This is a genomic window from Pedobacter sp. 01N310 (genome assembly GCF_056399805.1).
Window position 1 is genome coordinate 210,275 of sequence record NZ_JBFTSB010000002.1, and the last position, 15,364, is coordinate 225,638.

At 37.7% G+C, this 15,364-nt stretch carries 13 protein-coding genes; 9 read left to right on the forward strand and 4 right to left on the reverse strand.

Annotated features, from left to right (window positions below; genetic code table 11):
• Positions 1 to 129: 129 nt before the first annotated feature.
• From uvrC to porW, 3 genes are all read right to left on the reverse strand, one after another.
• Positions 130 to 1,932: an excinuclease ABC subunit UvrC gene (gene uvrC, locus AC1DNH_RS06490; RefSeq protein WP_477581489.1), complete on the reverse strand. Its 1,803-nt coding sequence runs from the start codon at positions 1,930 to 1,932 to the stop codon at positions 130 to 132.
• 204 nt (positions 1,933 to 2,136) lie between these two features.
• On the reverse strand, positions 2,137 to 4,356 hold the full coding sequence (locus tag AC1DNH_RS06495; protein ID WP_477625266.1) for a transglycosylase domain-containing protein: 2,220 nt from the start codon (positions 4,354 to 4,356) through the stop codon (positions 2,137 to 2,139).
• 105 nt (positions 4,357 to 4,461) lie between these two features.
• On the reverse strand, positions 4,462 to 7,227 hold the full coding sequence (gene porW, locus AC1DNH_RS06500; RefSeq protein ID WP_477581486.1) for a type IX secretion system periplasmic lipoprotein PorW/SprE: 2,766 nt from the start codon (positions 7,225 to 7,227) through the stop codon (positions 4,462 to 4,464).
• Between the two features lie 110 nt (positions 7,228 to 7,337).
• On the opposite strand from porW, the gene AC1DNH_RS06505 reads away from it, so the two are divergent.
• The 8 genes from AC1DNH_RS06505 (at position 7,338) to atpG (ending at position 13,429) form a co-directional block, all read left to right on the forward strand.
• Positions 7,338 to 7,559, forward strand: coding sequence for an AtpZ/AtpI family protein (locus AC1DNH_RS06505; protein ID WP_477581484.1), 222 nt, complete (start codon positions 7,338 to 7,340; stop codon positions 7,557 to 7,559).
• Between the two features lie 211 nt (positions 7,560 to 7,770).
• Positions 7,771 to 8,160: a hypothetical protein gene (locus AC1DNH_RS06510; RefSeq protein ID WP_477610236.1), complete on the forward strand. Its 390-nt coding sequence runs from the start codon at positions 7,771 to 7,773 to the stop codon at positions 8,158 to 8,160.
• 14 nt (positions 8,161 to 8,174) lie between these two features.
• Complete coding sequence (gene atpB / locus AC1DNH_RS06515) at positions 8,175 to 9,305, forward strand: F0F1 ATP synthase subunit A (RefSeq protein WP_477581480.1); 1,131 nt, start codon at positions 8,175 to 8,177, stop codon at positions 9,303 to 9,305.
• Positions 9,306 to 9,347: 42 nt separating this feature from the next.
• Entirely contained in the window at positions 9,348 to 9,563 is a 216-nt protein-coding gene (atpE, locus tag AC1DNH_RS06520; RefSeq protein ID WP_056087863.1) for an ATP synthase F0 subunit C, read from the forward strand.
• A gap of 88 nt (positions 9,564 to 9,651) precedes the next feature.
• On the forward strand, positions 9,652 to 10,146 hold the full coding sequence (locus tag AC1DNH_RS06525; protein ID WP_057931912.1) for a F0F1 ATP synthase subunit B: 495 nt from the start codon (positions 9,652 to 9,654) through the stop codon (positions 10,144 to 10,146).
• Positions 10,147 to 10,206: 60 nt separating this feature from the next.
• On the forward strand, positions 10,207 to 10,746 hold the full coding sequence (atpH, locus tag AC1DNH_RS06530; RefSeq protein ID WP_477585235.1) for an ATP synthase F1 subunit delta: 540 nt from the start codon (positions 10,207 to 10,209) through the stop codon (positions 10,744 to 10,746).
• A 136-nt stretch (positions 10,747 to 10,882) separates the two neighbouring features.
• Positions 10,883 to 12,457, forward strand: coding sequence for a F0F1 ATP synthase subunit alpha (gene atpA / locus AC1DNH_RS06535; RefSeq protein ID WP_029279568.1), 1,575 nt, complete (start codon positions 10,883 to 10,885; stop codon positions 12,455 to 12,457).
• An 87-nt stretch (positions 12,458 to 12,544) separates the two neighbouring features.
• Positions 12,545 to 13,429: an ATP synthase F1 subunit gamma gene (gene atpG, locus AC1DNH_RS06540; RefSeq protein ID WP_477579389.1), complete on the forward strand. Its 885-nt coding sequence runs from the start codon at positions 12,545 to 12,547 to the stop codon at positions 13,427 to 13,429.
• Between the two features lie 337 nt (positions 13,430 to 13,766).
• Here the strand turns inward: atpG and AC1DNH_RS06545 are convergent, their stop codons facing one another.
• Positions 13,767 to 14,414, reverse strand: coding sequence for a PKD domain-containing protein (locus AC1DNH_RS06545; protein ID WP_477579387.1), 648 nt, complete (start codon positions 14,412 to 14,414; stop codon positions 13,767 to 13,769).
• A 175-nt stretch (positions 14,415 to 14,589) separates the two neighbouring features.
• Here AC1DNH_RS06545 and AC1DNH_RS06550 point away from each other — a divergent pair, with 175 nt between their 5' ends.
• Positions 14,590 to 15,357 carry a 5'-nucleotidase, lipoprotein e(P4) family gene (locus AC1DNH_RS06550; protein ID WP_477579385.1) on the forward strand — a complete coding sequence of 256 codons (768 nt, stop codon included), beginning with the start codon at positions 14,590 to 14,592 and terminating at the stop codon, positions 15,355 to 15,357.
• The last annotated feature ends 7 nt before the right edge of the window (positions 15,358 to 15,364 follow it).

Genomic DNA, 15,364 nt, shown 5'->3' on the forward strand with positions numbered 1-15,364 from the left:
ATTAGGGATAGATGTTTACTTGTATTAACAGTCCTAATTTATAGATAAAGTATTTAAGGCATACCAAGAAAAGATTAATATTGTGTTAAGATTTTTACACGCTGGTCTGTTGGCGTTTACGGCGCAGATTTACGCTTCTTTAAAGTGGGTCAGCAAGGTAATTACCTGTTTTTTATTCAATACTTCTGCCAGTTCCTTTTCGGTAGCCTCTTTAATTTTTTTAACCGATTTAAAATGGGTTAGCAGTTTATCCGCGGTAGTTTTGCCGATACCTTCAATCTGCTCCAGTTCTGTTTTAAGTGTCCCTTGATCGCGTTTCTTGCGGTGGAAGGTAATCCCAAAGCGGTGGGCCTCATCACGTAGCTGTTGGATCACTTTTAAGGTTTCCGATTTTTTATCCAGATACAATGGATAGGAATCGCCAGGATAGAACAGTTCTTCCAAACGTTTGGCAATACCAATTACGGTAACTTTATTTTCTATGCCCAATAACTTTAAACTCTTCAGAGCCGACGAAAGCTGCCCTTTGCCGCCATCAATGATGATGAGCTGAGGCAACGTCTGGTTTTCATCCAACATTCTCCTGTAACGACGGAAAACGGCTTCTTCCATGGTCGCAAAATCGTTAGGACCCTCTACCGTTTTCACATTAAAATGGCGGTAGTCTTTTTTCGATGGTTTTGCATCTTTAAAAACAACTATTGCCGAAACCGGATATTTCCCCTGAAAGTTGGAGTTATCAAAACATTCTATATGTTTTGGAAGCTGGGTTAAACGCAGATCTTTCTGCATGGTCGTTAAAATACGATCGGTGCGTAAATCGGGATTTAATTTTTCGTATTGATTAAGTTTCTCTTTTTTGAAGAACAATACATTTTTCTGCGAAAGCTCCAGAAGTTTTTTCTTTTCGCCGAGCTTAGGTACAGTAAATTTTAAACTTTCATCCTCTAACGAAGGCTCAAAAGGAACAATAATTTCTTTTGAGGTGCTGCTGAACTTCGTTCTGAATTCTAACATGGCCAATGTTAAAATTTCGTCATCACTCTCATCCAATTGCTTTTTAACTTCGATGGTCTGCGTCTGGATAATCGTTCCGTTCATCACTTTTAGGTAATTTACAAAAGCATAACGTTCATCCGATGCAATACTCACCACATCAACATTGGTAATGGCGCTATTTACCACAGTAGATTTACTCTGGTATTTCTCCAGTACTTCTAATCTCCTTGCATATTGATGCGCCAGTTCGAAGTTCAGGTTTTCTGATGCCGATTTAATGATCCCTTTAACATCTCTGATTACATTTCCGATTTTGCCATTCAGGATCTCTTTGATCTCACCTATATTTTTATCGTAGTCCGTTTCGGTCTGGTAATTCTGACAAGGGCCTTTACAGTTGCCGATTTGATATTCCAGGCAGACTTTAAATTTCCCTTCAGCTATATTTTTTTCTGTTAAAGGTAAGCTGCAGGTACGAAGGGGGTAGGTTTCTTTAATCAGATCCAAAATAGTATGCATCATGCCTATCGAACCATAAGGGCCAAAATAGGTAGAACCATCTTTAATCACTTTCCTTGTCCAGTAAATCCGAGGATAATTTTCGTTTTTAACAATTATCCATGGATAGGTTTTGTCGTCCTTTAGGTTGATGTTAAATTTTGGCTGATGTTTTTTAATTAAGCTATTTTCGAGTAACCAGGCATCAATCTCGGTATCAACAATGGTGAATGTAATTTTACGGATTTTGGATACCAATACCCTTGTTTTGCCATTAAATTGGTTTCTGTCGCTATTAAAATATGAGCCCACACGGTTGCGCAGGTCCTTCGCCTTTCCAATATACATGAGCTTTCCATCAGCGTCCCAATATTGGTAAACACCGGGTTTATGCGGAATTGCGGTTAATGCTGTTTTATGGTCGAAACTGCTCATTATTTACAAAAATAGGATTCGAGAGGGATAATTTTGATTAAGTGGACGTCGGTTTAGTGTAATTTATAATTTAGGCGTGCCCCAATCCCGAAAGATCGGGAAAAGGGTCAGGCTATCCGTTACAATCTTTTGTTGTCTTTCGGCTACGCTCAAGGCGACAACAAAAGGATTTCCACTGCTATCCTTCACGCAAATCCCAAAGCATTAAAATCCCAACTTCTCATCCAATTCTGTTGCGCCTTCTTCCTGTTGTTGATATTGGTTACAATCAAAAGTAATGGAAACCCCAGATTTTGGTGCCTCAAAATCCGCATGACTGATTTTTAACGCAGGATTGGCATAGACTCTTTTGATAAAACCAGCAAAAATTGGTAAAGCAGTATTGGCACCTTCACCCTGGTTGGTACTGATAAAGTGGAATGCCCTATCTTCACAGCCAGTCCATATACCTGTTACCAATTGAGGAGTAATGGCCATAAACCAACCATCTGAGTTATTTTGGGTAGTACCCGTTTTAGCTCCGATAGGTGCGTTTACTTTGTATTTATAATTCAGCCTCGATCCGGTTCCGTTAGTTACTACACCTTTTAACATTCTGGTCATTACATAAGCAACCTCTTCACTCATGATCGGTTTTGGTATTTCCTTTTGTGAAAATAATACCACCCCATTTTTATCTTCTATCCTTAATAGATAAATCGGCTTGGTATAGGTTCCTTTGTTTGCAAAAGCGCCATAAGCGCCTACCATATTATAGATTGACGAATCGAATGTCCCTAAACAAATAGATGGAAATGCCGGAACATTAGGAATGCCCATTTTAGTAGCTAATGTAGACACGGCCACAGGACCAACCTGTTTCATTAAATAGGCGGTAACATAATTTTGAGAGTAAGCCAGGGCTTTTTGTAAAGTAATGCTGCCCGGTAGAGGTTTACCCGAATTTCTTGGCGTCCATGGTGCTCCATAGCCATCTATCGTTACTGGTACATTTGGCACAGTGTAACAAGGAGAATAACCATTTTCAATTGCTACGGCATAAGTGAACGGTTTTGCGGTCGAACCCACTTGTCTGGTCCCCATTTTAACCTGATCGTATTTAAAATGTTCGTAATTAATTCCCCCAACCCATGCTTTCACATGTCCATTAGTCGGGTCCATGGTCATCATAGCGTTACGCAACAACATTTTGTAGTAACGAACGGAGTCGATCGGTTTCATTACCGTATCAATATTACCCTTCCAGGTAAAAATGCTCATTTCTGTTTTGGTGTTAAAATCATCTTTAATTTCATCGTCTGATTTACCTTCCAGTTTTAAGGATTTATAACGGTCTGATCTTTTAATGCCCTGTTCAATCTGTAAAGCTTTATCCTTAAAAGGGTTTCTGCCTTTCCAGCTGGCGATAAACTGCGCCTGTAAGATCTTCATATATTCTTTTTGCGCCTCTTCGGCGTATACCTGCATATCATAATTCAATGTGGTATAAATTTTCAAACCATCACGGTCTAAATCGTAAGGTGTGCCATCAGGTTTGGTAATCGACTGCTCCTGAAAAATGTTTTTAATATCATTCTTCAGTACCGAACGGAAATATGGTGCAATCCCATCGTTAACTGTTGCCGCATTAAAATGCAGGTTTAAAGGTTTTTCTTTTTGCTCGTCAAATTCTTGCTGGGTTAAGAGCTCCGATTTAACCATCATGGCCATTACGGTATTTCTGCGGTCTCTTGATCGTTCGGGGTGACGGGTTGGCGAGTACATGGTTATCCCTTTTTGCATCCCTACAAGCGTTGCAGCCTCTGTTAAAGTAAGTTTATCAGGGGTAGTGTTAAAATAAACCCTGGCAGCCGATTTTATGCCATAAGCCTGGTTACCAAAATCAACCGTGTTTAAATACATGGTAATAATTTCTTCCTTGGTATAGTTGCGTTCCAATTTAACGGCAACAATCCACTCTTTAAACTTGGTTAACACCAGCGAGAAAAAATTCAGGTTCGATTCTCTAGGGAAAAGATTTTTTGCCAATTGCTGTGTAATGGTACTTGCACCTTGTTTTTTACCGATTAAATTATAACCGATAATGGTGAAGGTACGTTTGAAATCTATGCCCGAGTGTTCTTTAAAGCGGGTATCTTCCGTCGCGATCAGCCCGTTGATTACATTTTCCGAAATATCTTTATAAGTAACATTCGATCTGTTTTGAACAAAATAGGTGCCTAATGGCCGGCCATCCTCGGCAATAATTTCTGAAGCCTGGTTGCTTTTTGGATGTTCGATATCCCTGAAAGAAGGTAGCGCACCAAAAAGGCCCAAGCCTACCATCGAAATGAAAATAGCAAACAGGGCAATTCCCCCGATTAGTATTTTCCAGATGATTAAACTATATCTTTTTGTTTCTTGTGCAGAAAGGGACTTGTTCATTTTGTGTTGTTATTTTCCAATCACCTCCAGAATAGAAGATTTGGATGCAAATTTATTAATTTTTTATAGAATAGGTTTTTCTCCGCCAGCTTAAACCATATTACTTTATTTGTAATTGTCTTTTAAAAACTCCAGGTACTCGTTAATGCGCGATCGGTCTGTTAGCTTTTCGAAGTTTTCTTTGCTGATGATAAAGCCTTTATATAAGTTAGCTGGAACTTTCATAATGTTCTTTAACTGGCCTGTAATGCTTGATTCGTAAATTTTGGCGTCTTCAAGATCGATAAAACTCGTAATGTAAATCAGCTGATCATTATCTAACTCTACCAATTTATGTTCCAAATCATTATCGGGGTAATTACCACGGTTAAACTGGCCTATTCCGAAACGCGATGAACTTAAGGTTAAAGTTGCGTCGGCAACATCGATCACATAATAATACTCTTCTGATTTAGCTGCACTAAAAATGCTGACCGGTTTGTTAGGATCGGCCGGTTTAATCTCAACAGGTTTAGATACAGTGGTAGGGTCTGCTGTTTTTACAGTGGCATTATCAGTTACTAAGGGTTTTGTTGGAACGGCAATTGGTGTAGCCTGACTTACAAAACGTGGCGCATTTGGATCAAAATCGATAAGGGCAAGCGGCCGTTGTTTAAACTCTTCCAAATTTGCCTCAATATATTTTAAATGATCGCGGACCAATGGGGTAATAATTTTATCGTTTGGATAAAGCGTGGTAATCAAATTAAATTCAGTAAGCAGCGCATCAACCTTAGCGGTGCGGCCGACAGCAATTGCTTTTAGATAGGCATACTGTGGTGCTAAATCATTGTTAGGGAAAGCCGTAATGTTATCATCCGCCTGTTTTACTACCCCTGGATAATCTTTTTTCGCATAAGCATCAAAGGCTACATTGTAGTTGTTAATGGCAATGTTTTCCATTTCAGTTTGTTTGGCCGAGTATGATGGATCTAAGATATTCTTTGCAAAATTAGATTCAGGGAACTTAGTGAGCACCAATTGTTTATACTGATCTGATTTTACTTCATCAACACCCTTGTAATTTAGATGTAAACTGTAGTAAATGGCAACTAAGTGGTTATTGTCCGGATATCTTTTAATTAGTTCCAGGTAAATCTTATTTGCTTCCGCTTTGTCGTTTAGCTCTTGTTGATAGAAGCTGGCGATTTCGAAATAAGCATCAATGATTTTTTGATCGGAGGTAGCCAATAATGCGGGAGTGGTTGGCAAACCATCCAAAAACTGTTTTTCTAATGTGGTTTGGTCTGCAGCTGTTTGATTCGTTTCTCCATTTGCAGGCGTTATTCCTGTGGCTACATTTCCTCCTGCCAAAACCTGATTGGTTTCCTGGGCTGATGAACGGATGCTTTGTCGCCAGTTATCTTCCAGCTGTCTGTTGCCCCAGCGTTTTTTGAAATCGCCAAAACCATTGCTTATTGCAGCATTGTTATTAAAGTAAAAGGTGTTCCCCGCAGTATTATTCGAAGCATTTAACGATCGATTTGGGAATTCAGGATCATTTAAATATTGATTGCTGATTACCCCTCCAGTATTGCTCACCTCAACTTTAGGTGTTAAATAAGCTTTAACCTTAGCCTCGCGCTCGCCTGCAGGAAGTTTGGCAATAGCCTGGGCGGTATGTTCTTTGGCAATAATGGTATACCTATCAGTTAAATATTTCAGGTTATCGGCCTTTTTAACAATGTTGTCGTAGTCAGGAAAGTTTTTAGGTAAAATCATCACCGTACTATCGTAATACAGTTTTGCTTTAATGTAGTTGTTAAACGCTTTAAAATTTAAGTCGGCAATTCTTAAATAGGACAAGGCCTTTTGAGTTTGGTTTCTGGTGCTTTTTGCAACTGATTTGTGGTAATTTTCTTCGGCTTTTACAAAGTTTCCTTCTGCAGAAAAGAGCTCTCCAACCTGATAATAAATCTGATCGGTATAATCGAAATTCTTATCATCTTTTAACAAAGCAAGCAGCTGTTCTTCCTTATTCAGTTTTACGCCACTGAGCAATGCCCTTAGTTTAATGCGGTTTAAATTGGCATGAAAATACATCTCGAACGGTGCGTTGCTTTTTTCAACCTTAGTGAAATTGGCATAAGCATCCTGAAGATTTTTCTCTTTCTCCTGCAATTGGGCAAGGATAAAGCGCCAGCGTATACGCAGCTGTTTTTCTGCCGGAAGCGTAATTGCCGATTCTAAAAAAAGAATAGCTTCTTTATTGCGTTTTTGATAAATACGCATTTGAGCGGCAGTGGCTAAAGGTTCTGCCAGATCTTTCTTCAGCTCGTCAGAGGCACGCAACATGGTGTCAATAATTTTATCGGCAAGCACCATATTGTTCAATTGCATTTGGCTACGCGCTTTCCAGTTCATCGCCATAATGAATGTTTTTAAATCGTTATTATAGGTTTTTGCTGTATAATCGAAATATTCTGATGCGATAAAATAATTGCCTTTTAAATAATTTGCTTTACCCAAAAGCATATAGGCATCATCAATATAATTACTGAAACTTTTATCGTTTATAACGGTTTGTCCTTTTGTAATTACTTCATCAAGCTGTTTATTGGCTATTCCTGGTGTGAGTACCAGATTTACCTGCGGCTCTGGATCGAGGTAAACGGGTAGGGTTTTCTCATAATTATCGGCGTAACTTTGTAATAGGCTCTCATTGTACTCGGTTAGTAAAACATTGGAGTTGTAGATATAGTTATACCTTGCCGTTAAGTTTTGAAACCTGCGATCTACTGCTGTATCTTTATTTGCGACACAGCCATAAATAAGGAGGACACTTATAAGGATGAAGAAGGGATTTAAGTTTTTGTTAGCGTAATTTTTCAAGTATGATAAATCTCTTAGGTGGATATACAATAAACAATATATGTAGAAAAATATTTTATTTGGTAACAAATTTTAATTATTCAAAGTTAATTTAATTATTGCATTAAAAAATGGAAAATCCGAAAGAAGAAGATACAAAGAAAAAGGTAAATGCGGCCGCCAAATATTCGGCCATTGGCTTCCAGATGATTGCTACCATTGGCCTGCTTACTTTTATTGGCTATAAGATTGATGAGTACAGAAACAGCAAAACTAATTTAATTACTGCTGCTTTTGCTTTGGCAGGGGTGGGGATTGCATTATACCAGGCCATTAGGCAGGCCACTAAATAATTGCTAAATGGCTGTATTGTTAGATTGTTGAACGAGATGAGCCCAACAATGAAGCAATTTAACAATCCAGCAATAGAACAATTTACCTCAGTTAACCGATTAATCAATTTAAACAGTTAACCAACCTTCATAATAATTATCTCCCACACTACTTACTTGATACTAAAAACCTTACCTTTGCAAAAGTTTTTATCTGCTAAGAAATTATACATTGACTCTAGCCAAATTTACCAGTATCTATTTCATTTTCGTAGGCCTTTTAATAGGTGTAATTGCCGTTTTACCTGTCGTATTTCCTGATAAACAATTGTTTGTAAATAACTTTTGGGTGATGTTTGGCTTTTTGGCCGGCATCACTTACGTGGCTTATATGCTTGTGGATATCGGTATAAAACGTGATCCGGAAGTAGGTATAATGGCTATTATGGGATCAATTGCGGTGAAGATGATTTTTTGTATGGCTTTTGTGTTGATTTACAGTATAAAAGCGAAGGGGATTGGGCTAATATTTCTGCTTAATTTTTTTTCTTTATATTTATTGTTTACGGCCTTTGAAATTTACTGTTTGTTACGTAACTTGCGCCACCAAAATTTAAAGTAAAAAACTGCCAATAAATGGATTGTAACCAAGTTTTTGTGTCGAAAGTTAAAAGACTAATTGTTGTTTTTACGCTTTTAATCGCGTTTTTATCTATCAAAATTGATACTTTCGCTCAGGTTGATAGCGCTGTTGTTCCTGTTGATAGTGTTGTAGCCGGATCTGCCGAAGCAGTTTCTGGTGAGCATGGCGCTGCTAAGCATGGTGAAGAAAAATTCGAGCCAACTAAGGTAATTATGGAACACATTGCCGATTCGCATATGTGGCATCTTTGGGGGCATACTTCATTGCCTCTCCCTGTAATTTTGTACACTAGTAACGGGCTGGAGGTTTTCTCTTCTGGTAACTTCCATCATGGAGAACATGATTATAATGGTAAATACAATAACTATCGCTTAGAGGAAGATCATGTAAAGGTAGTTGGTGCTGATGGAAAGGTCGATGAAGAAGCTAGTAAGTCTGTTTTAGATTTCTCAATTACTAAAAACGTTGCCGCGATGTTCGTGGCGATTTTGATTATTTTAATTGTATTCATTTCAGTCGCTAGGACGTATAAAAAACGCGTTGGTAAGGCGCCAAAAGGTTTACAGTCTTTAATCGAACCGATCATTGTTTTTGTAAGGGATGATATTGCTAAGCCAAACATCGGTCATAAGTATGCTAAATTTATGCCTTACCTGTTAACCGTATTTTTCTTTATCTGGTTTAACAACTTGTTGGGATTGATTCCGATTTTCCCAGGTGGTGCTAACGTAACCGGTAACATTGCCTTGACTTTTGTAATGGCATTGGGTACTATGATTATTGTTAATATCAACGGTAATAAATATTACTGGAAACACATTTTAACACCTGATGTGCCTTGGTGGTTATATCCGATTATGATTCCTGTTGAATTAATTGGTATCATTTCTAAACCTTTCGCTTTAATGATTCGTTTGTTCGCAAACATTACTGCTGGTCACATTATCGTATTAAGTTTAATTTCCTTAATATTTATTTTCGAAACGGCTTGGATTTCTCCTGTTTCAGTGGCATTCGTAATATTTATGGACGTGTTAGAATTGTTGGTGGCATTTTTACAAGCCTTTATTTTTACATTATTAACTGCCTTGTTTATTGGTATGGCAGTAGAAGAACATCATTAATAGAAAACTATTTTTTACAAATTAATATAAATTAAATTAGTTATGGTAGGTTCAATCGCGGCAATTGGTGCCGGTTTAGCAGTAATCGGTGCAGGTATCGGTATCGGTCAAGTAGGTGGTAAAGCAATGGAAGGTATTGCTCGTCAACCAGAAGCTGCATCAAAAATTCAGACTGCAATGATTATCGCTGCTGCCCTTATCGAGGGTGCTGCTTTATTCGGTGTGGTAGTTGCATTATTAGGAAACAACCCTCAGTAATTCACCTGAAAAAATTAGGTTGGGTATTTAACGATTGGTTATTTACCCAATCTTATTAAAGAGATTAAGATTAAAAAAATTAGATAAAATGGATTTAGTAACCCCAAGCATAGGATTAATTTTTTGGACTGGAATATCGTTCATCTGCTTATTGATATTACTTAGAAAATTTGCATGGAAACCTATTTTAGGTGCTATTCACGAACGTGAGCAAAGCATTGATGAGGCACTTAACAAAGCTGAATTAGCCAAACAAGAAATGGCTCGTTTAACCAGCCAAAATCAAGATTTGATGCAACAAGCTCGTGCAGAACGTGATGAGATTTTAAAGGAAGCTAAAACTTTAAAGGATGGTATTTTAAACGAAGCTAAAAAACAAGCCCAGGTTGAAGGTGCTAAACTGATCGAGAAAGCTAAAATCGAAATCGAGAACCAAAAGAAAGCAGCTTTAGCTGAAGTTAAAGACCAGGTTTCTTCATTATCATTAGAAATTGCAGAACGTGTTTTACGTACCCAATTGGATGATAAAGCAAAACAAGAAACTTTAGTAGCTAACTTGTTAAAAGACGTTGAATTAAACTAAGCGTATTGCGTAAAGCGATAGCGTACTAAACGCTAACCGCTAAACGCCAACCCAAAAGATATGTCAGAAATTAAAGTTGCAAGCAGATACGCCAAATCATTAATAGACCTAGCCGTTGAAAACAACGCGTTAGAGGTTTCTTATAATGATATGGTTTTGTTTGAGCAAGTGGTTGATGAAACCCCTGAACTAGAAGCAATATTAAAAAACCCGATTGTACCTTTAGATAAAAAGACGGGTATTTTGAACGGTATTTTTGCTGATAAAGTAAGTAAACTAACCATCTCGTTTTTCAAGATTGTTGTAAGCAAAGGCCGCTCGGCGATTTTATTTGCTACAGCAAAACAGTTTATACAACAATATAACCTAATTAAAGGTATTGTGACTGCTGATGTAACTACTGCAAGTGCTTTAAGCCCTGCAGCTAAAGAGCAGATTATTGAAATTGTAAAAAGAGAATTAAAAGCTAACCAGGTTATTGTTAACGAAAAAATTAACGAAAAACTAATTGGTGGTTTTATATTAAAAGTAGGCGATAAGCAATTTGATGCAAGTATTGCCAGCGGTTTAAGTAAACTGAAAAAGGAATTTGCGCAATAGCGTAGGGCGATAAGCGTGTAGCGGAAAACGCCATGCGCCAAACGCCAAAAAAATAGAATTGCGTAAGCGGATGGCAAATAAATGCCAAGCGCCATGCGCCAAGCAAAAACATTTACAAAAAGATATAATTAAAATTATGGTAGAGGTAAGACCAGACGAAGTATCGGCAATTATCAGACAGCAATTGGCGGGCTTCAAATCAGAAACCGAACTGGAAGAAGTTGGTACCGTGTTGCAAGTGGGCGACGGTATTGCCCGTGTTTACGGTTTAACTAAAGTTCAATCGGGAGAATTAGTTGAATTTGCAAACGGCCTACAAGGTATCGTATTAAACCTTGAAGAAGATAACGTTGGTGTGGTACTTTTAGGTGCTTCAGACGAGATCAAAGAAGGTGATACGATTAAACGTACCAAAAAAATTGCCTCTATTAAAGTTGGTGAAGGTATGCTTGGCCGCGTAGTGAACACTTTAGGTGAGCCTTTAGATGGTAAAGGTCCAATCTTAGGTGAAACTTACGAAATGCCTTTAGAGCGTAAAGCACCAGGTGTAATTTATCGTCAGCCGGTAAATGAGCCTTTACAAACTGGTATTAAAGCAATTGATGCAATGATTCCAATCGGTCGTGGTCAACGTGAGTTGGTTATTGGCGACCGTCAGATTGGTAAAACTGCCGTTTGTATCGATACTATTATCAACCAAAAAGAATTTTATGAAGCAGGCCAGCCTGTGTTCTGTATTTATGTTGCTATCGGTCAGAAAAACTCTACTGTAGCTAACATTGTACGTACATTGGAAGAAAACGGCGCTTTACCATATACAGTTGTTGTTGCTGCTTCGGCTGCAGATCCTGCTCCAATGCAGTTCTATGCACCGTTTGCAGGTGCTGCAATTGGTGAGTTTTTCCGCGATACAGGCAGACCAGCTTTAATCGTTTATGATGATTTATCTAAACAGGCTGTAGCTTACCGTGAGGTATCTTTATTACTTCGTCGTCCACCGGGCCGTGAAGCTTATCCAGGTGACGTTTTCTACTTACACAGTCGTTTATTAGAAAGAGCTGCGAAAATCAACTCTAACGATGATATCGCAAAAGCGATGAACGATTTACCTGAATCGATTAAACATATTGTTAAAGGTGGTGGTTCATTAACAGCTTTACCGATTATCGAAACTCAGGCAGGTGACGTATCAGCATATATCCCAACCAACGTAATTTCGATTACTGATGGTCAGATTTTCTTAGAGTCGAACTTGTTCAACTCAGGTATCCGTCCGGCAATTAACGTAGGTATTTCGGTATCACGTGTGGGTGGTAATGCGCAAATCAAATCGATGAAAAAAGTAGCAGGTACTTTAAAATTAGATCAGGCTCAATACCGCGAGTTAGAGGCTTTCTCTAAATTCGGTTCTGATTTAGATGCTGCAACGAAATCGGTTTTAGATAAAGGTGCACGTAACGTACAAATGTTAAAACAAGCTCAGTTTACACCTTTTACAGTTGAAAAACAAGTAGCTATTGTTTATGCAGGTACTAAAAACTTAATGCGTAGCGTACCGGTTGATAAAGTAAAAGAATTCGAAACTGAATATTTAACGCAATTGGAATTACGTCATCCAGAAACTTTAGCGGCATTAAAAGCTGGTAAATTTGACGATACCATTACAGGTGTTTTAGATACAGTAGCAAAAGAGATTTCAAGTAAATATTAATAAGATTTGAGACATGAGATTTGAGATTTGAGATTGGGCCGGAAACGTCTCACATCTTATATCTCACATCTCACATCTAAATAAAGAATGGCTAATTTAAAAGAAGTAAGAAACCGGATTGCATCGGTACAATCAACGCAGCAGATTACCAAGGCTATGAAAATGGTTTCGGCAGCTAAGTTGAAACGTGCTACCAATGCAATTATCGCTTTACGTCCTTATGCAACTAAACTGAAAGAGATTTTAGGTAATCTATCAGCAAGTTTAGAAGGGTCTTCATCGCCTTTTATACAAGAGCGTGAACCTAATAAGGTTTTAATTGTAACAGTATCATCAAACCGTGGTTTGGCTGGTGCTTTTAACATGAACGTGATTAAAGCGGCCAACAATTTAATTGCTGAGAAATATAGCGAACAGTTGAAAAACGGTAATGTAAGCATTATTTCTATCGGTAAGAAAACTCAGGATTTTTACGAAAAACGTAATTATAACGTAATTGGTAATAATAACGAAGTATACGCTGCTTTAACTTTCGAAAACGTAACCAAAATTACCGATGCGATTATGGCCGGTTTTGTTAAAGGTGAGTTCGATAAAGTGGAGGTTGTTTACAATCGTTTTAAAAATGCAGCGGTTCAGTTTATTACAACTGAGCAATTGTTGCCTTTACCAAAAGCAGAAGGAACAAAGGTTGAAAGTAAAACGACCAATGTTGATTACATTCTAGAGCCTTCGCAAGAAGAGATTGTAGGACAGTTGATCCCTAAATCAGTTAAAATTCAGTTATACAAAGCCGTTTTAGATTCTCATGCTTCTGAGCACGGTGCACGTATGACATCAATGGATAAAGCAACTGAAAACGCTGGAGAATTATTGAAAGCCTTAAAACTTTCATACAACCAGGCACGCCAGGCAGCAATTACAACTGAGTTAACTGAGATTGTGAGTGGTGCAGCAGCATTGAACGGATAATTAGTTTGCAGCTCACAGTTCTGAGTTAGCAGTATTGGTTATATAAAATACAAAACCCATTTCTTAATTGGAATGGGTTTTTTGTTGTTAATACAGTCTGTAATCCAAAATTATTATGTTTTTTATGGATTATTGAAAAAAAGAAGCAATAATCTTTGACCCCTGAATCTAAGTGAAAGGGGCAAAATTAAAATCCTCTAACTGTAAATAAGCTTATACTGAAGCAGAAACATTAGCCTTATCGTAAGCGGTAGCAGAAACTTTTCAAACAGTTAAAATTTTTATAAACACAAAGCCCGCCTCGGTTAGGAACGGGCTTTGTGTTTTATACCGATTGTTATAAATTCCCAAGTGTAGAACTAATTCCTAGTTCCCCATGTGCGCCAAGCTGAATTTTAGTATCGTTATTTACTGAGAGGATGTTATGCATAGAATCTTTTTGCCAGAACATATCATCAAAACGAAAAGCTTTTCCTTTCACAATGCCACTAATGTTTGTAAGCTGCAATAAATTTCCTGTAGCCTGTAATTTAACATAAATAGTATCAGAGAGCCCATTGGGCTTTAATACTGATCTCACTGTATTAGCAGGTAGGTTTACATAAGAATTCAGATCCAGATCGAAAGCGCTGTTGTTTTTAATTTGGTAACTGATATCCCCCGGAAGTATCCTTACTTTGATCTTACTAGTCTTGTTGTAAACGGTCAAAGTCACTTCGAAAATGCCAGAAGTCTTGTACTGATGTGCAGTTTTACTTCCTTTGGTTTCAATAGTTCCATCGCCGTAATTCCAAATATAATTGCTGCCTGCAGTTGCATCTTTTGCATTAAGCTCAATTTTTTGCGTTAAATACAATGATTTTTTGTCAATGTTAAAATCGGTTGTACTAATTTCGGTTGTGCCGATTTCTGGATTTGATTGTTTCTTGCATGCAGCAAGGAAAAATAGGGCAATAGCTATCCCTAGTAGGCTTTTAGATTTCATAATAAAATGATTTTATTTGTGTGTATTCAAAGCTAATAAATTTACTATAACTAAAAATTTAATCGATTAAATTATTCGCGATTTTTTACCCTGAATTTATTGAGACATGATTTAATGATGTTTAATGAATGCCGCATCACAGGAGTTTAATATCTTTGGGCATTAATTTCAAATCATGAAAAAACACCTGCTTATCGTTATATCGTTTCTGCTACCACTTGTTGCTGCAGCTCAAAATCCAGCGAGAGATTATACCAATGCGGTACTTTGGCAGCAAACTTCGGGCGAGTATAGAGCACTATGCTTTCAGGCTTATAACTTTGCCCGTTTATCATTAAAAGATGCTTTATGGGCAGATACCAGCAAAAAGCCAAATTGTGTGATTGTTGATATAGACGAGACGGTTTTGGACAACTCGGCTTTTCAGGGACATGAAATAAAAAAAGGACTAAGTTATATTCCCGAAGACTGGACCGAATGGACAGACCTGGCTAAAGCTGATACTGTTCCGGGGGCTTTGGCTTTTTTAAAGTTTGCCGCATCAAGGCATATCGAAACATTTTATGTAAGTAACCGCAATGAAAAGGATTATACCGCAACATTGAAAAACCTTCAAAGCTTTGGCTTTCCATATGCAGATGATGCGCATTTAGTGGTTTCGAAAGGAACATCAAATAAAGAACCGCGCCGCCAAAAAATTACTGAAACGCATAATATTCTCTTGTTATGTGGCGATAATTTAAGCGATTTCAGCAATATTTTTTATCGTGAAAATAAAAATACCTTTGAACAGGTAAACACAAATCAACACCTGTTTGGCACAAAGTATATCGTGTTGCCAAACCCAATGTACGGAGATTGGGAAAAGCCTTTGTATCAGGGAGAAAAACTTAGTGATAAGGATAAAGCGAAACAAAGATTAGAACGATTAAAAAGTTATTAAGTTTTAT